Source organism: Bacteroides sp. GD17 (genome assembly GCF_038448625.1).
Classification (GTDB): Bacteria; Bacteroidota; Bacteroidia; order Bacteroidales; family Bacteroidaceae; genus Bacteroides.
In genome coordinates this window covers 103,554-124,991 of sequence record NZ_JBCEZS010000001.1, presented here as the reverse complement: position 1 = coordinate 124,991, position 21,438 = coordinate 103,554, and the positions used below count along the sequence as shown (strand labels likewise).

16 protein-coding genes are annotated in these 21,438 nt (G+C 45.8%); 6 read left to right on the top strand and 10 right to left on the bottom strand.

Translation table 11 applies throughout. The features are described from left to right. Positions 1 to 12: 12 nt before the first annotated feature. The 3 genes from AAE250_RS00425 (at position 13) to AAE250_RS00415 (ending at position 8,271) form a co-directional block, all read left to right on the top strand. The gene (locus AAE250_RS00425; protein WP_294599512.1) at positions 13 to 1,476 is read left to right on the top strand and encodes a glycoside hydrolase family 125 protein; all 1,464 of its coding nucleotides are present in this window, start codon (positions 13 to 15) and stop codon (positions 1,474 to 1,476) included. Between the two features lie 42 nt (positions 1,477 to 1,518). Then, on the top strand, positions 1,519 to 4,038 hold the full coding sequence (locus AAE250_RS00420) for a glutaminase family protein (protein ID WP_294599515.1): 2,520 nt from the start codon (positions 1,519 to 1,521) through the stop codon (positions 4,036 to 4,038). 165 nt (positions 4,039 to 4,203) lie between these two features. Continuing rightward, entirely contained in the window at positions 4,204 to 8,271 is a 4,068-nt protein-coding gene (locus AAE250_RS00415) for a hybrid sensor histidine kinase/response regulator transcription factor (protein WP_294599517.1), read from the top strand. Between the two features lie 19 nt (positions 8,272 to 8,290). Here AAE250_RS00415 and mutS read toward each other — a convergent pair whose 3' ends face one another. From mutS to AAE250_RS00400, 3 genes are all read right to left on the bottom strand, one after another. Then, on the bottom strand, positions 8,291 to 10,906 hold the full coding sequence (mutS, locus tag AAE250_RS00410; RefSeq protein ID WP_294599518.1) for a DNA mismatch repair protein MutS: 2,616 nt from the start codon (positions 10,904 to 10,906) through the stop codon (positions 8,291 to 8,293). Between the two features lie 825 nt (positions 10,907 to 11,731). Then, positions 11,732 to 12,157, bottom strand: a complete 426-nt coding sequence (locus AAE250_RS00405; protein ID WP_294599521.1) for a DUF3836 domain-containing protein — start codon at positions 12,155 to 12,157, stop codon at positions 11,732 to 11,734. Positions 12,158 to 12,344: 187 nt separating this feature from the next. Beyond that, entirely contained in the window at positions 12,345 to 13,175 is an 831-nt protein-coding gene (locus AAE250_RS00400) for an AraC family transcriptional regulator (protein WP_294599523.1), read from the bottom strand. A 152-nt stretch (positions 13,176 to 13,327) separates the two neighbouring features. On the opposite strand from AAE250_RS00400, the gene AAE250_RS00395 reads away from it, so the two are divergent. Together AAE250_RS00395 and AAE250_RS00390 are read left to right on the top strand one after the other, a co-directional pair. Beyond that, positions 13,328 to 14,497 (top strand): acyltransferase family protein, encoded by a 1,170-nt coding sequence (locus AAE250_RS00395; protein ID WP_294599525.1) that lies wholly within the window; start codon positions 13,328 to 13,330, stop codon positions 14,495 to 14,497. A gap of 14 nt (positions 14,498 to 14,511) precedes the next feature. After that, entirely contained in the window at positions 14,512 to 14,895 is a 384-nt protein-coding gene (locus AAE250_RS00390) for a VOC family protein (RefSeq protein ID WP_294599616.1), read from the top strand. A gap of 11 nt (positions 14,896 to 14,906) precedes the next feature. Here AAE250_RS00390 and AAE250_RS00385 read toward each other — a convergent pair whose 3' ends face one another. Beyond that, positions 14,907 to 15,800, bottom strand: a complete 894-nt coding sequence (locus AAE250_RS00385) for an AraC family transcriptional regulator (RefSeq protein WP_294599528.1) — start codon at positions 15,798 to 15,800, stop codon at positions 14,907 to 14,909. A 149-nt stretch (positions 15,801 to 15,949) separates the two neighbouring features. On the opposite strand from AAE250_RS00385, the gene AAE250_RS00380 reads away from it, so the two are divergent. Beyond that, complete coding sequence (locus AAE250_RS00380; RefSeq protein WP_294599531.1) at positions 15,950 to 16,624, top strand: YczE/YyaS/YitT family protein; 675 nt, start codon at positions 15,950 to 15,952, stop codon at positions 16,622 to 16,624. On the opposite strand, the gene AAE250_RS00375 is transcribed toward AAE250_RS00380, so the two are convergent. The 6 genes from AAE250_RS00375 to AAE250_RS00350 form a co-directional block, all read right to left on the bottom strand. Beyond that, positions 16,594 to 17,133 carry a methylated-DNA--[protein]-cysteine S-methyltransferase gene (locus tag AAE250_RS00375; RefSeq protein ID WP_294599534.1) on the bottom strand — a complete coding sequence of 180 codons (540 nt, stop codon included), beginning with the start codon at positions 17,131 to 17,133 and terminating at the stop codon, positions 16,594 to 16,596. The two genes, AAE250_RS00380 and AAE250_RS00375, sit on opposite strands and share 31 nt — an antisense overlap. A gap of 45 nt (positions 17,134 to 17,178) precedes the next feature. Continuing rightward, positions 17,179 to 17,943, bottom strand: a complete 765-nt coding sequence (locus tag AAE250_RS00370; protein ID WP_294599537.1) for an N-acetyltransferase — start codon at positions 17,941 to 17,943, stop codon at positions 17,179 to 17,181. A gap of 7 nt (positions 17,944 to 17,950) precedes the next feature. After that, a complete protein-coding gene (locus AAE250_RS00365; RefSeq protein WP_294599540.1) occupies positions 17,951 to 18,793 on the bottom strand; it encodes an AraC family transcriptional regulator in 843 nt (280 codons plus the stop codon). A 193-nt stretch (positions 18,794 to 18,986) separates the two neighbouring features. Beyond that, on the bottom strand, positions 18,987 to 19,412 hold the full coding sequence (locus tag AAE250_RS00360; RefSeq protein ID WP_294599542.1) for a DUF3836 domain-containing protein: 426 nt from the start codon (positions 19,410 to 19,412) through the stop codon (positions 18,987 to 18,989). 258 nt (positions 19,413 to 19,670) lie between these two features. Then, on the bottom strand, positions 19,671 to 20,177 hold the full coding sequence (locus AAE250_RS00355) for an HU family DNA-binding protein (protein ID WP_294599546.1): 507 nt from the start codon (positions 20,175 to 20,177) through the stop codon (positions 19,671 to 19,673). A 680-nt stretch (positions 20,178 to 20,857) separates the two neighbouring features. Then, the gene (locus AAE250_RS00350) at positions 20,858 to 21,283 is read right to left on the bottom strand and encodes a DUF3836 domain-containing protein (protein ID WP_342288616.1); all 426 of its coding nucleotides are present in this window, start codon (positions 21,281 to 21,283) and stop codon (positions 20,858 to 20,860) included. Between the last annotated feature and the right edge of the window lie 155 nt (positions 21,284 to 21,438).

Genomic DNA, 21,438 nt, shown 5'->3' with positions numbered 1-21,438 from the left:
TAAATTAAAAACATGAAGAAGAGAAATTTAGGTTTATGTGCAGTTGCCCTGCTAAGCCTCTGTAACAGCGCCCGGGCTGCTGAAACAACGATGAGACAAGACAATACCGTAGTAGTGAACCATGCACAAATTGCCGCTGCCTACAAGACGAACCGCCCTGCCGTGAAAAGCAGACTGTTTACGTCCAAAGCCGTAGAAGCCGAGATAGCACGCGTCAAGAAGCTGCTCACCAATCCGAAGCTGGCGTGGATGTTCGAGAACTGCTTCCCCAACACGCTGGACACTACCGTACACTTCCGCATGCTGAACGGCAAGCCGGACACATTTGTCTACACCGGTGATATTCATGCCATGTGGTTGCGCGACTCCGGTGCACAGGTATGGCCCTATGTGCAGCTGGCCAATAAAGACCAGGAACTGAAGAAAATGCTCGAAGGAGTCATTCGCCGCCAGTTCCTGTGCATTAACATCGATCCCTATGCCAACGCCTACAACGACGGTCCCACGGGTGGCGACTGGATGTCCGACCTGACAGATATGAAACCCGAACTGCACGAACGCAAATGGGAAATCGACTCCTTGTGTTACCCCCTGCGCCTTGCCTATCAATACTGGAAAGAGACCGGCGACGCCAGCATCTTCGATGAAGAATGGCTGAAAGCAATTGCCAACGTACTGAAAACCTTCAAAGAGCAGCAACGCAAAGAGGGAGTAGGCCCTTATCACTTCCAGCGCAAGACGGAACGTGCCCTCGACACGCTGAACAACGGCGGACTGGGTGCTCCCGTCAATCCCGTCGGACTGATTGTTTCCTCGTTCCGCCCTTCGGACGATGCCACCACGCTCCAATTCCTCATTCCTTCCAACTTCTTCGCTGTTTCTTCTTTAAGAAAAGCTGCCGAAATACTTTCGGAAGTGAACCACAATGCAACCATCGCCCAGGAATGCAAAGACCTGGCAAATGAAGTGGAAACTGCCCTGCAGAAATATGCTACCTACAATCATCCTGAATTCGGCACCATCTACGCTTTCGAAGTAGACGGCTTCGGTAACCACATGCTGATGGACGATGCCAACGTACCCAGTCTGCTCGCCATGCCTTACCTGGGCGATGTAGACGTAAACGATCCTATCTATCAGAATACCCGCCGCTTTGTATGGAGCGAAAGCAACCCCTACTTCTTCAAAGGAAAAGCAGGCGAGGGCATCGGCGGACCGCATATCGGATATGACATGGTGTGGCCTATGAGCATTATGATGAAGGCTTTCACCAGCCAGGACGACCAGGAGATTAAGCAATGCATCAAGATGCTGATGGATACCGATGCCGGAACAGGCTTCATGCACGAATCTTTCCACAAGGACAATCCGGCAAACTTCACCCGTGCCTGGTTTGCATGGCAGAACACTCTGTTCGGAGAGCTGATACTGAAACTGGTTAATGAAGGAAAGACAGACCTGCTGAACAGCCTCTAAAACAACTTCAATCCAATTACAAATAATCATTTTATCAGAAATATGAAACTAAGATTACTCACTACGTTTTTACTGTTAGCCGGGTTGCACACTGCATCCCAAGCAGCAGATCCTTACAAAGCAAACCGCAGTACGGAACTGCGTGCACCTTCCGTTCCCTTGATTGTGTCGGACCCTTACTTCTCCATCTGGTCGCCCTACGACAAGCTGAACGAAGGTGAAACCACGCACTGGACCAATGCCACGAAGTCATTGATAGGCGCCCTGCGCGTAGATGGCACCAGCTATCGCTTCATGGGCAAGGAGAAACTCGACCTGCACACCATTGTACCCATGACCAACGAAGAAATATGGGAAGCATCCTTCGTAAGAGAAAAGCCGGCAGCCAACTGGATGATGCCCGACTTCAAGGAAGAGGGATGGAAGAAAGGAAGAGCAGCCTTCGGAAGCAACGACATGCCTCGCGTCCATACGCATTGGAGCGAGCAGAACAGTGACGTATATGTACGCCGCAGCTTCGACATAGACGAACTGGACCTCAACCGAGACTTCTATTTCATCTTCTCCCACGACGATGTATTCGAACTCTATCTCAACGGAGAGAACATCGTATCTACCGGCGAGATATGGCGCGATAACGTACGCCTGAAGCTCACGGACGCAATGAAGCAGAAGCTGCACAAAGGCAAGAACGTGATTGCCGCACACTGCCACAACACAACGGGCGGTGCTTACCTGGACTTCGGCCTGTACTACGAGAACGACAATGCCGCAAAGTTCACCCAAGAAGCCGTGCAGACTGCGGTAAGCGTACTGGCAACCTCTACTTACTATACCTTCACCTGCGGTCCGGTAGAGTTGGACGTCGTATTCACTGCCCCGCAGTTGATTGACGACCTCGACCTGCTGTCCACTCCCGTCAACTATGTTTCTTACCGTGTCCGCTCACTGGACAAGAAGGAACACGACGTGCAGTTCTATCTGGAAACAACTCCCGAAATAGCCATCAACGACAATACGCAGCCCACCACCGCCACCGTATTCTCACAGAAAGGCATCCGCTACGTGAAAGCCGGCAGTATAGAACAACCTGTTTGTGCCAAGAAGGGCGACGGCCTGTGCATCGACTGGGGCTATGTATACCTGGCTGCTCCCTCTGCGGCAGGAACAGAAGTAGGACTGGGCGATTATTATGACATGAAGCGCTCCTTCATCAACCACGGAAAGACCGGATTCTCGAAACTCAACTGGTGGGCACGACGCGCCAACGAGCAACCCGCCATGACGTATGTTCACAACCTGGGTCAGGTAGGCAAGACCGGCAACACCGGCTTCGTAATGCTGGGATACGACGATGTATATTCGGTAGAATACATGTACGAACGATACATGGGTTACTGGAAACACGAAGGCAAAGTAACCATCGAGGACGCATTCGAAAAGCTGAGAGACAACTATGCCGACATCATGCAGCGTTGCCGTATGCAGGACGAAATGATTTATGACGACGCCCTGAAAGCCGGTGGAAAGCAATATGCCGAAATCTGTTCCGCCGTCTATCGTCAGGCTATCTCAGCACATAAGCTGTTTACCGACAAGGAAGGCAACCTGCTCTTCTTCTCCAAAGAGAACAACAGCGGCGGATTCATCAATACGGTAGACGTGACTTACCCCTCTACTCCCCTCTTCCTGACCTACAACCCCGACCTGGTGAAGGGCATGATAACAAGCATCTTCGACTACAGTGCAAGCAAGCGCTGGACAAAGCCTTTCCCTGCACACGACCTCGGTGTATATCCGATGGCAAACGGACAAATCTACGGCGCCGATATGCCGGTGGAAGAGAGTGGAAACATGGTGATACTGGCAGCCGCCATCTCCAAGATAGAAGGCAATGCCGACTATGCCAAGAAGTACTGGGACTTGCTGACCACCTGGACAAACTACCTGGCAGAGAACGGACTCGACCCGGAGAACCAGCTTTGTACGGACGACTTTGCCGGTCACTGGGCACACAACGCCAACCTGTCTCTGAAAGCCATCATGGGCGTAGCAGGTTATAGCGAAATGGCACGTATGCTGGGCATGAACGATGTGGCAGACAAGTATGCCGCCATCGCCAAAGACATGGCAACCCGATGGGAAAGCATGGCCCGCGAAGGAGACCACTACCGCCTCGCCTTCGACCGTCAGAATACCTGGAGCCAGAAGTACAACATGATTTGGGACAAGCTGTGGAATACCAATCTCTTCCCGGAAGAAGTTGCCAGGAAGGAAATCGCTTATTATCTGACGAAACAGAACATCTACGGATTGCCGCTCGACTCACGAAACACGTACAGCAAGTCGGACTGGATTATCTGGTCGGCCACCATGTCAGACAGTCAGGCTGATTTCGAGAAGTTCGTGAGCCCTCTATACAGATACATCGACGAAACCGTATCGAGAGTCCCCAACAGCGACTACTTCTACACCGACAACGGAAAGATGGTAGGATTCAAGGCCCGCTCAGTGGTCGGCGGATACTGGATGAAGGTGCTGATGGACAAGATAAACAGGTGATTTGAATGTTTTCAGAAATCATTGCTCCAATGATTTCTGAAGTTATTAGTGCAATGATTTCTGAAATCATTGCACTAATAACATAAAGGGAAAAAACATGCTTTCTTGCAATGCCCTGCAAATATTCCTTTATCTTTGCAAGGCAAACCAGTCCGGCATACAAGTATGAAGAACAAATTCCCCGCACTTCTATGGCTTACCTGCATCATCTGCTGCCTCCCCTGCAGGGTCGATGCATCCAGCATACGGCAATTCTCCAACAAGAACGGATTGTCCAACAGTGCCATCCTCTCCCTCTACCAAGACCGTCAGGGCGTCATCTGGATAGGTTCGTGTGACGGGCTGAATGTCTTCGACGGCAACAGCATACACCTGTACAGCCCCGTCAATCCTTCGGAAACCCTACTATCGGGCAACCTGATAAACTACATCGCGGAAACCGAAGAGGATATACTCTGGATTCAGACCAACTACGGACTGGACCGATTGGACACCAGGCAGCAGACAAGCCGCAGCTTTACCGACTTCAAGGACGAGAACTACATGACCCGAGGCAAGGACGGCGAACTGTTCGTCCTGAAAGACGACGGATATTTATACTGCTACCAACAAGAGCAACAAGCCTTCCGCCGGCTGGACATCCCGAAAGCGGCATTCGAGCATGTACTTTCCATCACCGTCGATGCCCACAACATCTTGTGGATATTCACCTCGGACAATGACACCCGTAGCTACCAGATACAGAAAACGGGACAGGACATAGCATTGACTCCCAATGACCACTTCAAACACCCGGAAAGGCTGTTATGGGCTTTCTCTGAAGAGCAATCGGCCTACTTTATCGACGAAACCTGCTCATTGTACGAGTACGACTTCAACAACCGCCAGCCGTACTACATAGCCGACCTCAAAGCCGAAATACAGGCTCGTGGCGAGGTATCTTCCATCATCAAGCAGCAGAACGACTATTACATCGGCTTTAAAAACAGCGGACTGATAGTATTGAAATACATGTCCGACCGGAAGATAAAATACCAGATACAATCCACCGAAATACATTCGGGCATCTTCTGCCTGATGAAAGACCGCTTTCAGGACATCGTATGGGTGGGGACAGACGGGCAAGGCGTATATATGTACTTCAACGACGCCTTCTCCATCACCAATACGCTGCTGGACACGCCTGTATACCAAATCAGCAACCCTGTACGCGCCCTCTACTACGACCCGCAGCAGACTCTGTGGATAGGAACCAAAGGGGGTGGCATACTACGCATCAAGAATTATACACCGGAGAACAGTGTCCCTACTTCTTTCGACCGTATCTCTGCCGGTAATAGCACCCTGACGGACAATTCCGTCTACTGCTTCGCCCCCGGACGCAAAGACCGGTTATGGATAGGTACGGAAAACGGAATCAACTATTACTCGTATCAGAGCGGGCAAATGAAGGAATTGCCTGTCATAGCAGACGGCAAGAAGGTGAAATACGTGCACTCCATCAACGAACTGAACGACACTACCCTGTGGGTATCTACCGTAGGCGGAGGCATCGTAAAGGTGACGTTGAGCCATTCAGGCACTATCCCCGTTGTAAAGTCTGCCACGCGTAGCGTATTGGATGAGGGGCGCATGGCTTCCAACTACTTCTTCACATCGTTCCAGGAAAGCGATTCCATTCTTTGGTTCGGCAACCGGGGGTATGGAGCCTACCGCATGAATATAAAGACCGGAGAACTGACTCCTTATCAATTCGACGTTATCGTGAACAGCCAGACTGCCAATGATATATTTGCCATCTACAAAAATACACGCGGCTATTGGCTGGGAACCAGTTCGGGACTGCTATACTTCGACCGGGAAAGTGCTCATTACAACAAAGCCTGTTCGCTATCCAACAATACAGTCCACGGCATTCTGGAAGACCATCACGGCAACCTTTGGCTAAGTACCAACCAGGGACTGATCAGGTTTAATCCGGAGAACGGTACCGGCCAGACGTACAATAGCAGGAACGGGCTGGACGTAACAGAGTTCAGCGACGGTGCCTTCTATAAGGATAATCGCACGGAAACCTTGTTTTTTGGCGGTACAAACGGATTTATTACTGTTAGGGCTAATACGTATACCACAGAAGAGTATATGCCTCAAATCAGCCTGAAAAGCCTGTCTATCTTCGGAAAGGAATATAATATCCATGATTTCTTGCACGAAGGGAAGGATAAGAAGATACTGCAACTGGATTACAGCCAGAATTTCTTCCAAATTAACTTCATGGCAATTGACTACATCAACGGAAACAATTACTCCTATTCCTATCAACTGAAGGAAGTGAGCGACCAATGGATAGAAAACGGGACATCGGGCAGTGCCATCTTCTCCAACCTGTCACCGGGGGAATATACACTCCTGATAAAGTACCGCAACAACATCAACGGTCGTGAAAGCCAGCCGCAAATGCTCACGATACGTATCACCCCACCCTGGTACCTCAGTTACTGGGCATACGCACTTTATGCCATTCTGCTTGCCCTGCTGTGCGCAGTGAGCATTTATAGAATCATCCGCCAATACCGTCGCAAGCAACATCGCATGATTGAAAAGATGAACCGCGAGAAGAAGGAGGAAATCTACGAGTCCAAACTACGCTTCTTCACCAACATCACACATGAGTTCTGCACCCCTCTGACGCTGATTTACGGTCCGTGTGAAAAGATTCTTTCTTATCCGCAAGCCGACCCGTACATCCGTAAATACGGAAAGATGATAAAGCAGAACACCGAGAAACTGAACAGCCTGATACTGGAATTGCTTGAATTCCGCAGGCTGGAAACAGGAAACAAAGCCCTCTCCGTCCAGAAATTGCCTGTATCGGATAAGCTCCAAAGCATTGCAGAATCATTTGGCGAGCTGGCAGAGAACAGAAAGTTGGACTACCGCCTGAACATTGAACCGGGTATCCAATGGAACACGGACATCAGCTGTTTCAACAAGATAGCCAACAACTTAATATCCAATGCCTTTAAATATACACCCGAAAACGGAAACATCACCGTAGGACTAAAGGTTGAGAATCAACTTCTGACCCTCCGCATAACCAACTCAGGAAAGGGTATTGCCAAAGAAAATCTGGCAAAGATATTCGACCGCTACAAGGTACTGGATTCCTTTGAAATGAACGGGAAGGACTCGCGAAACGGTCTTGGGCTCGCCATCTGCAAGAGTATGACGACTCTGCTGAACGGAGAGATTACGGTCGACAGTATCCCAAACCAGATAACCGCCTTTACAGTCAGTTTGCCCGAATTACCGCTTACAACACAAGAGACAGAAACAAGGCAGGAAGTATATGAAGTTAGCGGGGAAAATGATAAGCCCACTCCCTTGAACACCCATGCAGAATCTGTGGAACCGGAAAAGAGTGTTACCCGTTTCGACCCTTCCAGGCAGACAATCATGATTATCGATGACGACCCTTCTATGTTATGGTTTGTATCGGAGATATTCATGGAAAGATACAATGTATGGTCTTTCAGCAGTGCGCGTGAGGCTTTGGACAGTCTGGAACAGAAGCAACCGGATTTAATCATTTCGGATGTGATGATGCCCGAAATCGACGGCTTATCCTTCGCTCAAAAGATAAAGCAAAGCAAATTGTGGAGCCATATTCCTCTCATCCTGCTATCGGCCCTGCAGCACGAGGACGAACAGGTGAAAGGTATTGAAGCAGGTGCAGAGGTATACGTCACCAAGCCTTTCAACATAAAGTATCTGGAAAAGGTGGTTTATCGCCTGATAAAGCGGGAAGCAGACTTAAAAGAATATTATAGTTCGATATTCAGTTCCTTTAAAGTAGAAAACGGCAACTGCATACACAAAGAAGATCAGGAGTTCCTGGACAAAGTAATAGAAATCATAGACCGGAACATTGCCAACCCGGAGTTATCCGTAGAATTGCTAAGCAGCGATTTAGGTTACAGTACCCGTCAATTCTACCGGAAACTGAAGTCAATCACCGAAAAGTCTCCTGCCGATATCATCAAAGAGTACCGCCTGACGGCAGCAGAACGCCTGTTGCTCACCAAGAATATCACCATCGAAGAGATAATGGACAGAACGGGCTTCAATAATCGCGCTACGTTCTATAAGTTGTTCTCCCAGCGTTTCGGCATGCCGCCGCGCCAATATAGGGAGCAGCAAAAGGATCATGTGAAAAAGGAAATAACGAACTAAAACATGAAAAGGGAAGTAGTTACTTCCCTTTTACAATTCTCTTAATATCACTTAGCTTATTCAGCGCCTCCAGCGGTGTAAGATTATTCACATCCAGATTCAGTATTTCATCGCGTATCTGGCACAGTACCGGGTCATCGAGTTGGAAGAAGCTGAGTTGCATGCCGCCGCGTGTCTCCCCTACTTCCGCCATTGGCTTACTGGAAATTCCTTGTTGGCGGTTGTCCGTTTCCAATTGCTTCAGGATGTCGTTGGCTCGCTTCACAATACTTTTCGGCATACCGGCCATCTTTGCCACGTGGATACCGAAGGAGTGCTCACTGCCACCTCGTTCCAGTTTGCGCAGGAAAATGACCTTATTATCGACTTCCTTCACCGATACATTGTAGTTCTTGATGCGCTTGAAAGATTTCTCCATCTCGTTCAGTTCATGGTAGTGCGTAGCAAACAGTGTACGCGCCTTTGCCCGGGGATGCTCATGGATATGCTCTACAATAGCCCAGGCAATGGAAATACCATCGTACGTGGAAGTACCACGCCCCAACTCATCGAACAGCACAAGGCTGCGTGGTGACAGATTGTTCAGAATATCCGCCGCCTCGTTCATCTCTACCATAAACGTAGATTCGCCTACGGAGATATTGTCGCTGGCACCTACACGGGTGAATATCTTGTCTACCAGACCGATGTGCGCACTCTCGGCAGGCACAAAGCTACCGATTTGAGCCAACAGCGTAATCAACGCCGTCTGCCTCAGCAGTGCAGACTTACCGGCCATATTAGGACCTGTAATGATAATAATCTGTTGTGTACTGCTATCCAGCATCACATCATTGGCAATGTACTTCTCACCTATCGGAAGCTGCTTCTCAATCACCGGATGGCGTCCCTGATGAATCTCCAACACATCGTCGTCGGCAATGACGGGACGGATATAGTTATTCTCGCGGGCAGCGGTAGCAAAGGAAAGTAAGCAGTCCAGGCGTGCTATCTGGTTGGCATTAATCTGAATGGCAGGGATAAACTCGCTCAGAGCCTGCACCAGCTCAGCATACAACTGTGTTTCCAGTATCAATATCTTATCTTCCGCACCAAGTATCTTTTCTTCGTATTCTTTCAGTTCCTGCGTAATGTAACGCTCGGCATTGGCCAACGTCTGCTTGCGTATCCACTCAGGCGGCACTTTGTCCTTATGCGCATTGCGCACCTCGATATAGTAACCGAAGACATTGTTATAGCCTATCTTCAAACTGGGGATTTCCGTCAGCTCACTTTCACGCTGTTGTATCTGCAAGAGATAATCCTTGCCCGAGTAAGCAATCTGCCGCAATTCATCCAGTTCGGCACTAACTCCGGACTTGATGACCCCACCCTTATTTATCAGCAACGGCGGGTCGTTATCAATCTCCTTATCAATACGGTCACGGATGGACTGACAGATATTCAACTGCTCTCCGATATGGTTCAGACTCGCATTGTCAGCATCCATACAAGCCTCCTTGATGGGCTCTATGGCTTGCAGAGCAACCTTCAGCGCTACCACTTCACGCGGAGAAACGCGACCTACAGCTACTTTGGAAATAATTCGTTCCAGGTCACCTATCAGGTGCAACTGTTCCTCAATCAGTTCCTTGAAATCGGGTTGGCGGAAGAAATACTCCACCACATTCAGGCGTTCGTTGATAGGCTGCACATCCTTCAACGGAAATACCAACCAGCGCTTCAGCAGGCGGGCACCCATCGGACTGATGGTCTTATCTATCACATTCAGCAAGCTGCTTCCGCCGTCGTTCATGCTGCCCATCAGCTCCAGGCTGCGCACCGTAAACTTATCCAGACGAACATATTTATCCTCTTCAATGCGGGCCAGCGAAGTGATATGCCCTATCTGCGTGTGCTGCGTCATAATGAGATATTGCAGGATAGCACCCGAAGCAATGATACCGTTCTTAAGATGCTCCACGCCGAAACCTTTCAGGTTCTTCACTTCAAAATGTTTCAGTAGCTTCTCGCGAGCGGTAGTTTCGGTAAATACCCAATCGTCCAATTCGAAAGTGAAGAATTTGCTTCCGAAGTTCCCCTCGAACATACCACGTCTGCCACGCTCGAAAAGCACCTCTTTCGGGGCAAAGTTATTCAGCAGCTTGTCCACATAGTCGAAGGGACCTTCGGCCGTAAGGAACTCTCCCGTAGATATATCCAGGAAAGCCACACCACAAGCAGCTTTACCAAAGTGAACGGCAGCCAGGAAGTTATTCTCCCGATAATTCAATATATTGTCATTGATAGATACACCCGGCGTAACCAATTCCGTGATACCACGCTTCACCAACTTCTTCGTCAGCTTAGGATCTTCCAGTTGGTCGCAGATAGCTACACGCTTGCCTGCACGTATCAACTTGGGCAGATACGTATCGAGTGCATGATGTGGAAAACCCGCCATCTCGACAGTCTTTCCTTTACCATTGGCGCGTTTGGTCAGCGTGATTCCCAGGATTTCTGCTGCAACCACAGCATCGGTAGAATAGGTTTCGTAGAAGTCGCCGCAACGAAACAGCATGACGGCATCCGGGTGCTTCGCCTTCAAATCAAGGAACTGCTTCATCATCGGGGTGAGGACAATATCTTCGTTCACGGTGGTATCTCTTTTAGAGTTAGTATATCAAGTTAGTTAATAAGGTAAAGATAAGTACAACCTATCTTCGTAAGGCATGCAAAGATAAGCCTTTTTTAGAAAACAGCCGCGGAGAGGATTCAAATACTTAGCAAGCCTTAACAAAGACGACACTTTTACTAAAACATGTTATTAAACACACTTTTTTATTTGTTTTATTTGGAGATTCCCCAAAAGTCCGTACCTTTGCAATGTGTTTTTCATAGTATTAGATTTAAGGTTAACAAAGGTTGGAGTACAGCGGTACTCCTTTTTTTATGCCTATACGTCTACATCGCCCTCCCGGTCCACGGTTTTCTCGCCTCTTCTATAAACTTGAGGACTAACGTTATATTTATCTTTGAAGCAGCGGCTGCCCGTCGTGCACATAAACCTTATTACCCAAACCTATATACCGTGAGTACGGGATAAGTAAATGCGTACCCCCCTGTTTTTATCCTCCATTCTCCCTACTTTTAACCCCGTAAAGCTCTATTTCTATTTCGTTAGACGTTAGTTTACTTTTCATTAGACCATGGTTAACTTTTCGCCTGACTTTGGTTAACTTTTCGTTAGACATATATCTAACGAAATAAAAACGATACTTTACGAGTATAAAGTTCCCTGTCCGGAAGGTAAAAAGCCCTACATTTCCGGCAAAAGAAGCCGATTTTGACTTTTCAGTTGAGGCATAAAGTCTTATACCGTTCCGCATTACCTTATCTCGAACTCACGTTAACATACAATAAAAGCCGGTTATTGAGATATGCCTCAAATAACCGGCTTGTTTATCATAATTCTATTATCTTATTTTGCACTTGCCAACATCAAAGTTGCATTGTCATCGTTCACTGCGTAAACGCTCTTTTGTACGTTGTTGTCGTAAGCATTGCTGCGGGAGTTCCAGCGGGCATAGCTCAATTCAACTTCAGTATCGGTATACTCAACATCCAGTTTGAAATAAGGAACCCAGGCTGCTTTCTCACTGTCCCACTTGGAGGCTTCCTTACTTGCTACACGGTTTTCATTATCGTAAGTATAAGTGTAGCGGAGGTGGCGGAAAAGATGTCCGTCCTCATTACGGAAGATAGTCTTGGCAGTCATTAACTCGCCCGTCATTTCGTCATTGGTTACATACTGAGTAGGATTGCTTGCACTTGCAGAGAAATTCATTACACTTGCCATTACTACTGCTATCATTACCACTGCTTTTGAAAATACTGTTGCTTTCATAATCGTTATTTTTTTATTGTTATTACTTCTTGGATTAAGGAGGTTTTGTTTTCGTAACCGCCTTCGACTATATATAGTCAATTCGCGTGCCAAAACAATAAAGCACTGATAATCAGCAATTATTCAAAACCAAGCGATGTTCAATTTCGGACAACTGTCCGCACAGAAGCGGACAAAAGAATAAGAATCAGAGCAAAGAACCATTGTATTCGGTAGGCGAAACACCTTTCAACCTCTTGAACACTCGGTTGAAATAAGGGACATTGTTAAAGCCTACATGATAGCAGATTTCAGAAACAGCCATCCCCTTCTTCTGCTCTAAAAGCTGGCAAGCAGTTTCTACCCGATATTCATTGAGGTAATTAATGAATGTCGTTCCGGTAGCTTTCTTGAAGAAAACACAGAAAGAAACACGGTTCATACCCACATGACGGGCAATATCATCGAGCGTAATATCCCGCTTTGCATTGCAGATGACGTATGTATGTATCTGAGTCAAGCGGTTCTTCTCTTTATCAACCTTCTGGTAGTTGCCGATAACATATTCCTTATTATCACTTGCGATGACAAGAAGGAGATTTATCATAGGGACGATACGATGCGCTCCATCACGGTCGCACATCTCTTCGAGAATGGCAATAATGGCATCAGACTTCTCTTTATCGAACTTCACAGCATCCCGTTTCTTCTTCAGTTTATCTATATACACCCGCAATTCAGGAAAAGTAGCAGAGCAATTATCCAGAAAATCGTCATAGAACGTCACGGTAATATTAGCAATCCTACCACGCGTATCTGTTACATTATCATTGAAATACCAGCAATGAGGTATTTCGGGAGGGATCATCACCACTTCCCTGCTCTGAAAAGAATCTGTCGTATCACCTATCAACCTCATTCCCGAGCCTACAATAATGTAAGACAATTCCCAAGAAGACTGTTGATGCAGACCTATTTGCTCGCCCGGAGCAAGATGAACGCTATCAAATGTAAAAGAGTGATTTTCCAACTGAGGCATTACACAATCGTTTAAGAATTCTGTTTGTTTTCTCTCTTCCGAAGAAGAAATGCAAATATAAGGCAAATCTAATAAACAATAAGATAAATGTACTAACTAATTACGCGGTAACTTTGTCCGCCAAATAGAAATAGTAACAACAAACATATTTAATGAAAACAACTACTTATTTAGCATCCAAGCCACGCTATGAAATACTCGACGGGCTTCGTGGCGTAGCTGCAATGATTGTGGTGGCCTTCCACTTATTCGAAACTTATTCTGCAGGGCCAACCCACCAGATATTGAACCACGGCTATCTGGCAGTCGATTTCTTTTTCGTACTCTCCGGTTTTGTCATCGGATATGCTTACGATGACCGCTGGGACCGGATGACGGTTTGGGGTTTCTTCAAACGCCGGTTAGTACGCTTACATCCCATGATTATAGCAGGTACGCTGATTGGAGCCGGATTGTTCTACTTCAGCGATGCCCCCATGTTCGGGTTAGTGATGCAGACCGCCTGGTGGAAGATGCTGCTGATAGCCTTACTGGGATGCCTGATGCTCCCTACTCCTCCGTCAATGGACATCCGCGGATGGTCGGAAATAAACTCGCTGAATGGGGCAAGCTGGTCGCTGATGTGGGAGTACATAGCCAATATACTTTATGCACTCTTTGTCCGTCGTTTCTCTAAACTGATGCTAGGCATCTTCGTTGCCCTCTCGGCATTGCTTACCATCGACATTGCTTTTAATATTGATACCTTCGGACTGCTGGAAGCACGCAGCTGGGCCAAATATACCGTCATCGGTGGCTTCGGCCTCTCCCCCGACCAACTGTACATCGGTATCTCACGCCTGCTTTATCCGTTCTTTGCCGGCTTGCTGATTTCGCGCATAGGCAAACTGATTAAGGTAAAAGCCGGTTTCTGGTGGTGCTCACTGCTGATTGCTGCCATCTTGGTGATACCACATATTGGAGGCGAAGAACATCTATGGATAGATGGTGCATACAATGCCATCGCTATTCTTTTCTTGTTCCCGCTCATCGTAACAATGGGTGCAGGCAGCAGTGTAACGGGCAACAGATCCGTAGCAATCTGCAAGTTCCTGGGTGCAATCTCCTATCCGCTTTACATCACCCACTACCCACTGATATACGTACAGATGAATTGGGCTGCACGCCACCAGGATGCACCACTCGGTACGCATATTTGCGTTGCCGTAGCTATCTTCTTGTTTGCCATTGCCATTGCTTATGCCTGCCTCAAGTTGTACGATGAACCGGTGCGCGAATGGTTGAAACATCACTTCCTGATGAAAAATCCTAAAAACAAATAAATCTCAAGAGAATGATTAAAATAGATCACACAGCCTTGTATGTGCACAACCTGGAAGCAACAAAAGATTTCTTCGTCCGCTTCTTCAGCGCACAATCCAACCAGATGTATCACAATCCCAGAACGGGACTTCGCAGCTATTTCCTTACTTTCGGTGAAGGTACCCGACTGGAAATCATGAACCGTCCGGAGGTACACTCTTCCGAAAAGTCTCTTTATGAGGCAGGTTATACTCATCTGGCCTTCAGTGCAGGCGGAAAGGAAAATGTAGACAAATTGACGCAGACACTGAGTAGCGAAGGATTCCAGATACTAAGCGGTCCCCGCACCACGGGCGACGGATATTACGAAAGCTGCATATCGGGACCGGAAGGCATTCAAGTTGAAATTACGGAATAAGAAAACAACGGTTATCTTTGCCATAATTCCTTGCGGAAGCTCAGGGGAGTTTCGCCGGTATTCCGCTTGAAGAACTTGCAGAACGCAGAAGCGTCACTGAAGCAAAGTTGTGCCGCTATTTCGTTGACTGTAAGCTTTCTTGAACCTAACAGCATCTGAGCTTCCATTGTAAGCAGCTCATTGATTATGGTGCTTACACTCCTGCCCGTAGCACTGCGTACAATGCGCGAAAGGTATTGTTCGCTGATAGCCAATTTGTCGGCATAGAAGCCTACGAAGTGCTCTTCCCTGAAGTGTCGGGTGACGAGTGCATGGAACTCTTGCAGTACATGGTCTTTGGGACTGATACGTTTCTTTATGACCGTTTTGCGGGAAAGGAAATCGGCAATGTCCAGAAACAAGGCATTGCATGCAGCCTGTACTCTGCGGAAAAGAAAGCTATGACCGGAGTTCAACAAACACATCAGGTCTTCCAGTTCTTTTCGGATGACTGCTGCTTCGTCATCTGTCAGATGGATGGTGTATTGCTTATTCTGCCGCATTGTAGCAAGCAAGATGGCTATTACTTGGGTGAGGTAAGAATCCGTTGTCTGCATAGATTCAGAAATGGAGAGGGTAATGAACCTGATATCCTGGCTCGAAAACAGATGGCTGGTCAGATAATTGGCTCCGTGGATAAGCATGGTATTAGCTTCCAAGGCGATAAACTCTCCATTCAGCAGAATCTCGGAACGGCCTTCGAGGACGAGGATCATATAGAGTTCACGGTTGAAGTATTGCTCGTCTGCGGGATAGCTTCTGTCCTTGTAGTCACTTTTAAAGCAGACTACATCTTCTTTGTAATGGGGCACTCCGGGATGCTCCTTCAATAGTTGCGTATTATCGAATATGCGAGATTTTACCATTTATACTTCTCCTTTTCTACCACAAAGTTAGGATTTGTTTCGTAAAAGACAAAAACTGTACGGGATTGGCTTATCTGTTTCTCTTGAAAAAGTGGGAACTTTGCAACCGATTCAGAAGAAAGTAAAAAGAGATAAAGGAGTTTTTAAAGATGGAATTGAAAAATGTTTTGAAGAGGTATCTGGTTTTTGTATTAGGACTGTATTTTCTCTCGGCAGGCATTGTGCTGATTGTGCACTCCACGCTGGGCACTACACCCATATCGAGCGTGAACTATGTATTGAGTCTCAACACTCCGCTTACACTGGGCACTTGCACGTTTATCATTAACATGGTGCTGATAGCGGGACAGTTCTGGCTGGTACAGGGCAATAGAAGCCGACAGGATATAGTCGAGATTCTGCTTCAGGTTCCGTTTTCCTTTATATTTTCGGCGTTCATAGATTTCAATATGATGCTGGCAAATGATTTGCATCCTTCCGGCTATGGTGCTGCTATGGCATTGCTGCTTATAGGGTGCATCGTTCAGTCTGTCGGCGTAGTGCTCGAACTGAAGCCAGGGGTGGCAATGATGAGTGCTGAGGCATTCGTGAAGTACGCATCACGCCGCTGCAACAAGGAATTTGGGCAGTTCAAAGTTTATTTCGACGTAACGTTGGTAACGTTGGCAGTACTGCTTTCACTGGCATTTACACAAAGCATTGAAGGGGTACGCGAAGGTTCGCTCATCGCCGCCTGCATAACGGGTTATATCGTCAGTTTTCTGAATCACAAGATAATGACCCGAAAGACGCTTCACAAGCTGGTGCCTGTCTTGAAGTCATAAGACTCTAATTCTAACAGAATCTTCTTTGCTGAAAGCCCTCCGGCATATCCGGTCAGCTTCTGATTGCTGCCGATGATGCGATGACAGGGAATGAATATGGAGATCGCATTTGCTCCGTTGGCGGCAGCTACGGCACGCACTGCTTTCGGATTACCCAATTGTGAGGAAAGTCCGGCGTATGATTTCGTCATTCCATAAGGTACCTTCAACAGCTCGTTCCAGACGGCTTTTTGAAAGTCTGTACCGAGGAGGAGCAAAGGAACATCGAATGCAGTCCTCTTTTGAGCAAAGTATTCGTCCAATTGGGTGATGGCAGTTGCTATCGTTTCGGATATGCCGGTTTCATACCGTGCTTGCAGCATCTTTTGTATTCTACCGTCAATTGTCTTCCTCCGCTCCTCGTTCACCCAATCGCACAAACAAAGTTTGTCCCCGAAAGAACCGAGAATCAATTCTCCGCACGGTGATTGGTAATACTGTATCCGGATTACTTTATCTGTCTTTTCCATGTATTCAGTTCCCTCTGTTAAGATATTAATAATCAATAGGCAAAGTTATAAAAAAATCTTCGTAAACCGAGACTTTACGCAGATACTCATATCCGTAGTTACAAATTTGCCATTATAAAAGACGGAGAATATAGTTGCAGGACTGGGAGATGCTTGCGCTTGTTCCATAGTTTCCAACTTTATTATTTTTAGGGGAATATTATTCTCTTGCGCCAATAGCCATAAAGACCCGTTCACATAATAATCCGTAAACGGACAACGGTTGGTATAGTAAACCACCAGTCCTTCTTTCTCTTCACATTCCCCACTCTTCACACACTCTTTAAAAGACGGATTCTGTGCAGCAGCATCGATCTTCAAAACCAATAGCGAAAATCCATTGGGCAGTGTTTCAATAGTCTCAAATCCTTGTCTGAGTAACCATTTGGTATCGCTCATAAAATGGAACTTCTTTGTACCAACCACCGTAGCCAAACCGCTTTTACCTTGTGCCACCGCATCATCCATAGCAGCTTTAAGCAAAGCTTTAGCATGTCCGTTGCCTTTATATTGCCCCGATACCCAAAAGCAATTTATCATCAGGTAGCCTGGCGCATCAACCGGAATCCATGCTTTTTCGGCAGGAACATACTCCATGAAGACTTTTGCCCTTGCATCCAATCGTCTGAAAACATATCCGTTGTCAAACTCTTTTTTTAACCATGCTTTTTTCAGCTCATAACCTTCCGAACACTTTTTATCGGAGAATGCACAGCAGATGTGTTCCGCATCTATATTTTCTTTTGTCAGGGTGATGTACTTTGTTTCCATGAGTTTCTTATTTTATTGGTATGTATATTTTTATTATATCTTCTTTGCTATCCTCTCTTGAATAACTTATGTACTCCTCAAAAGCCATCCCGTGACGGATAGTATATTCAAAATTTACACAGATATTATTATATAAATCCTGTAAACCAGTGCAACTTCCCTTTAAAGTATAGACAGCATATTTACCTTGTTGCAACCGGATTGTACCAAACTCTCCGGTCGGTATAATCTTTTTTTGTACCGATGCACAGGCATAGAAGCGGCATAGATTATCGTTCGTTACATTGGGGTCATCAAAACTCAATCCTATAAAGCGTGCATCAGGTGTTAATGCCTGATTATCTTTCAGAAAGCATATCAATTTACTCCATGCTGTTTCATAAGGTTCTTCTTCCCCATATTTACCCAAAATACGAATATAAACTAATTCTAATCCCTCAAAATTGCATATTTCAGATGGCAGACTACTTCTGTTTCCACTGCTTTGTACATACCCCTCTAATCGAGTTTGCAACTCATTTATATATGCTTTGGGGGATATACCAAACTGTTTCTTGAATGCTTTTGAGAAAGATTGTGGATTATCGTATCCTACCATTGCAGCCAATTTAGACAAGTTCATTTCCTCTGTTTGCATATACAGCACCGCCCGTTCAATGCGTTGTCGTGCTACATAAGCATACAGTGGTTCATTCAGAATAGCACTCATAATACGAAGTAACTGGCGCTGAGATACATTTATCCTATCGGCAATTACATCCAAGTGCAAAGGGGAATGTAGGTTTGCACTGATATAATCAAGAACTTGATTTGCTTTCTGCTTATATATATTTTCCGTACTATTATGCATATTCCATGCTCTTTTACAGCAAAACTACACAATTCCCTATGATTAAGCATTGTCCAATCTCGCCAATTTAATATTTTATCTCTCCAAGATAAGAAATAGTTAAGAACGGAAAGGTAAGTTTATAAAAATAAAAACCGGCTATCTGAGTTGTGATTCCTCAAATAACCGGTTTTTACTACTATTCTTTATTGCCTCATTTTGTGCTTGCAAGCATCAAGGTTGCACTGTCATCATTCACTGCGTAAACACTCTTTTCTACTTTGCTGTCATAAGCATTGCTGCGGGAATTCCAGCGGGCATAGCTCAATTCAACTTCGGTATCGGTATACTCAACATCCAGTTTGAAATAAGGAACCCAGGCTGCTTTCGTGCTGTCCCACTTAGAGGCTTCTTTGCTTACTACACGGTTTTCATTGTCGTAAGTATAAGTGTAGCGAAGGTGGCGGAAAAGGTGTCCGTCCTCATTACGGAAGATGGTCTTGGCGGTCATTAACTCACCGATCATCTCGTCGTTGGTTACATACTTGGCAGGATTGACTGCACTTGCAGAGAAGTTCATTACGCTTGCCATTACTACTGCTATCATTACCACTGCTTTTGAAAATACTGTTGCTTTCATAATCGTTATTTTTTTATTGTTATTACTCTTGGTTTAAGGAGGTCTGTTTTTTGTAACCGCCTTCGCTTATATATTGTCAATTCGCGTGCCAAAACAATAAAACACTGATAATCAACAGATAATAAAAATCAAATGATGTTCACTTTCGGACAACTGTCCGCACAGAAGCGGACAAAAGAATAGAAACAGAAGCGAGCCTTCCCCTCTGCATATCGTGCAGGAGAGAGGCTCGCAACCTATACATATATCACACTGTTTTTAGCCCAATGGATTTTCACCTTGGTCACCGTCACTGCCGGAATCACCACCATCACTTCCACCGTCACCGGAACCGCCGTCATCAGTATTGTTGATACGGTCTACATCCTTCAACACAAGTCCATCCGAGCGTGTGGTACCAGATGCCACAATACGGATGTCACTGTTTGCACGGAAACAGATACGCAACGCCGTAATGTCACTACTGGTGAAGTCTTCTGCCTTATCGGCACCCTTACTTTGAGCAGCGAGAAAGAAATATCCCAGCCCGTCGATGTTTACGATACGACCGGCCAACAACGTTTTCTTCAGATATGTACGGAAGTCTTTCAATACGCTATAAGAATTACCCTCACTCACACCGGACATGGCGCTGATTGCTTGTGCTACTTCTTTCAGCTTTGCCGGGTTACTGTACTTATAAGTAATAGTAGGATATACCTTCTTTGCAGAATTCTTATCTGCCAAATTGCTTAAACGATAGTGTTTGCGAAATAATACTGCCATAATGTTTTAGTTTTTAAAATTAATAAAATAGATTCGTGTTCTCTTGTGTTCTTACAGGCTCGTCAGTCAGCAAGAATAGTTTTCGTTTTGTGATCACGATGCAAAGATATAACAAAAAAACAATCTTTTTTCCCACTTTTCCATAAACAGGCGGTTTTAGAGGTATTTTTGTAAATATTGCAGAATTTTGAATGTTGATTATCAAAGGATTAAGGAGAAGAAAGTTAAATAGTGTTTCGTAGTCTAAAAATCAATGTAAAAACGTTCCGTAAAAATGAGATAGCACATAACATATTGATACATAATAAAAAGCAACACTTGAAGCAACAACATTCCTGATCCAAGATTTCCGGACATACGTTGAATACATAGATACGCAAAGAAGGGTAGAAGACTATTCGTAAATATTTAATCAATCAGGTTTCATCATCCTTTCATCCCGTCTACAATAACCTTTCAATGGGATATTTCCCCGGCACCGGGTAGCAAGGGGTTCGGCACCGGGGAACACTACCTCCGACACCGAGGAACATCATCCTCCCCGGCATCGAAGAAAATGAGGAGTTGCGCCATTTACCAAAATGTGAATAAATCATCAAGGAATTATACCAAAACGACAAAGCCGATTATTTGAGATATGGAAACTCAAATAACCGGCTTTAATACTATTCTTTATTACTCTATTTGGTACTTGCCAACATTAAGGTTGCATTGTCATCATTCACGGCGTAAACACTCTTTTCTACTTTGCTATCGTAAGCATTGCTGCGGGAGTTCCAGCGGGCATAGCTCAGTTCAACTTCGGTATCGGTATACTCAACATCCAGTTTGAAATAAGGAACCCAGGCTGCTTTCGTGCTGTCCCACTTAGAGGCTTCTTTGCTTACTACACGGTTTTCATTGTCGTAAGTGTAAGTGTAGCGAAGGTGACGGAATAAGTGTCCGTCCTCATTACGGAAGATGGTCTTGGCGGTCATCAACTCACCAGTCATCTCGTCGTTGGTTACATACTGAGTAGGATTGACTGCACTTGCAGAGAAGTTCATTACACTTGCCATTACTACTGCTACCATTACCACTGCTTTTGAAAATACTGTTGCTTTCATAATCGTTATTTTTTTATTGTTATTACTCTTGGTTTAAGGAGGTTTTCTTTTCGTAACCGCCTTCGCTTATATATAGTCAATTCGCGTGCCAAAACAATAAAACACTGATAATCAGTAATTAATCAAAATAAGACAATGTTCGCTTTCGGACAACT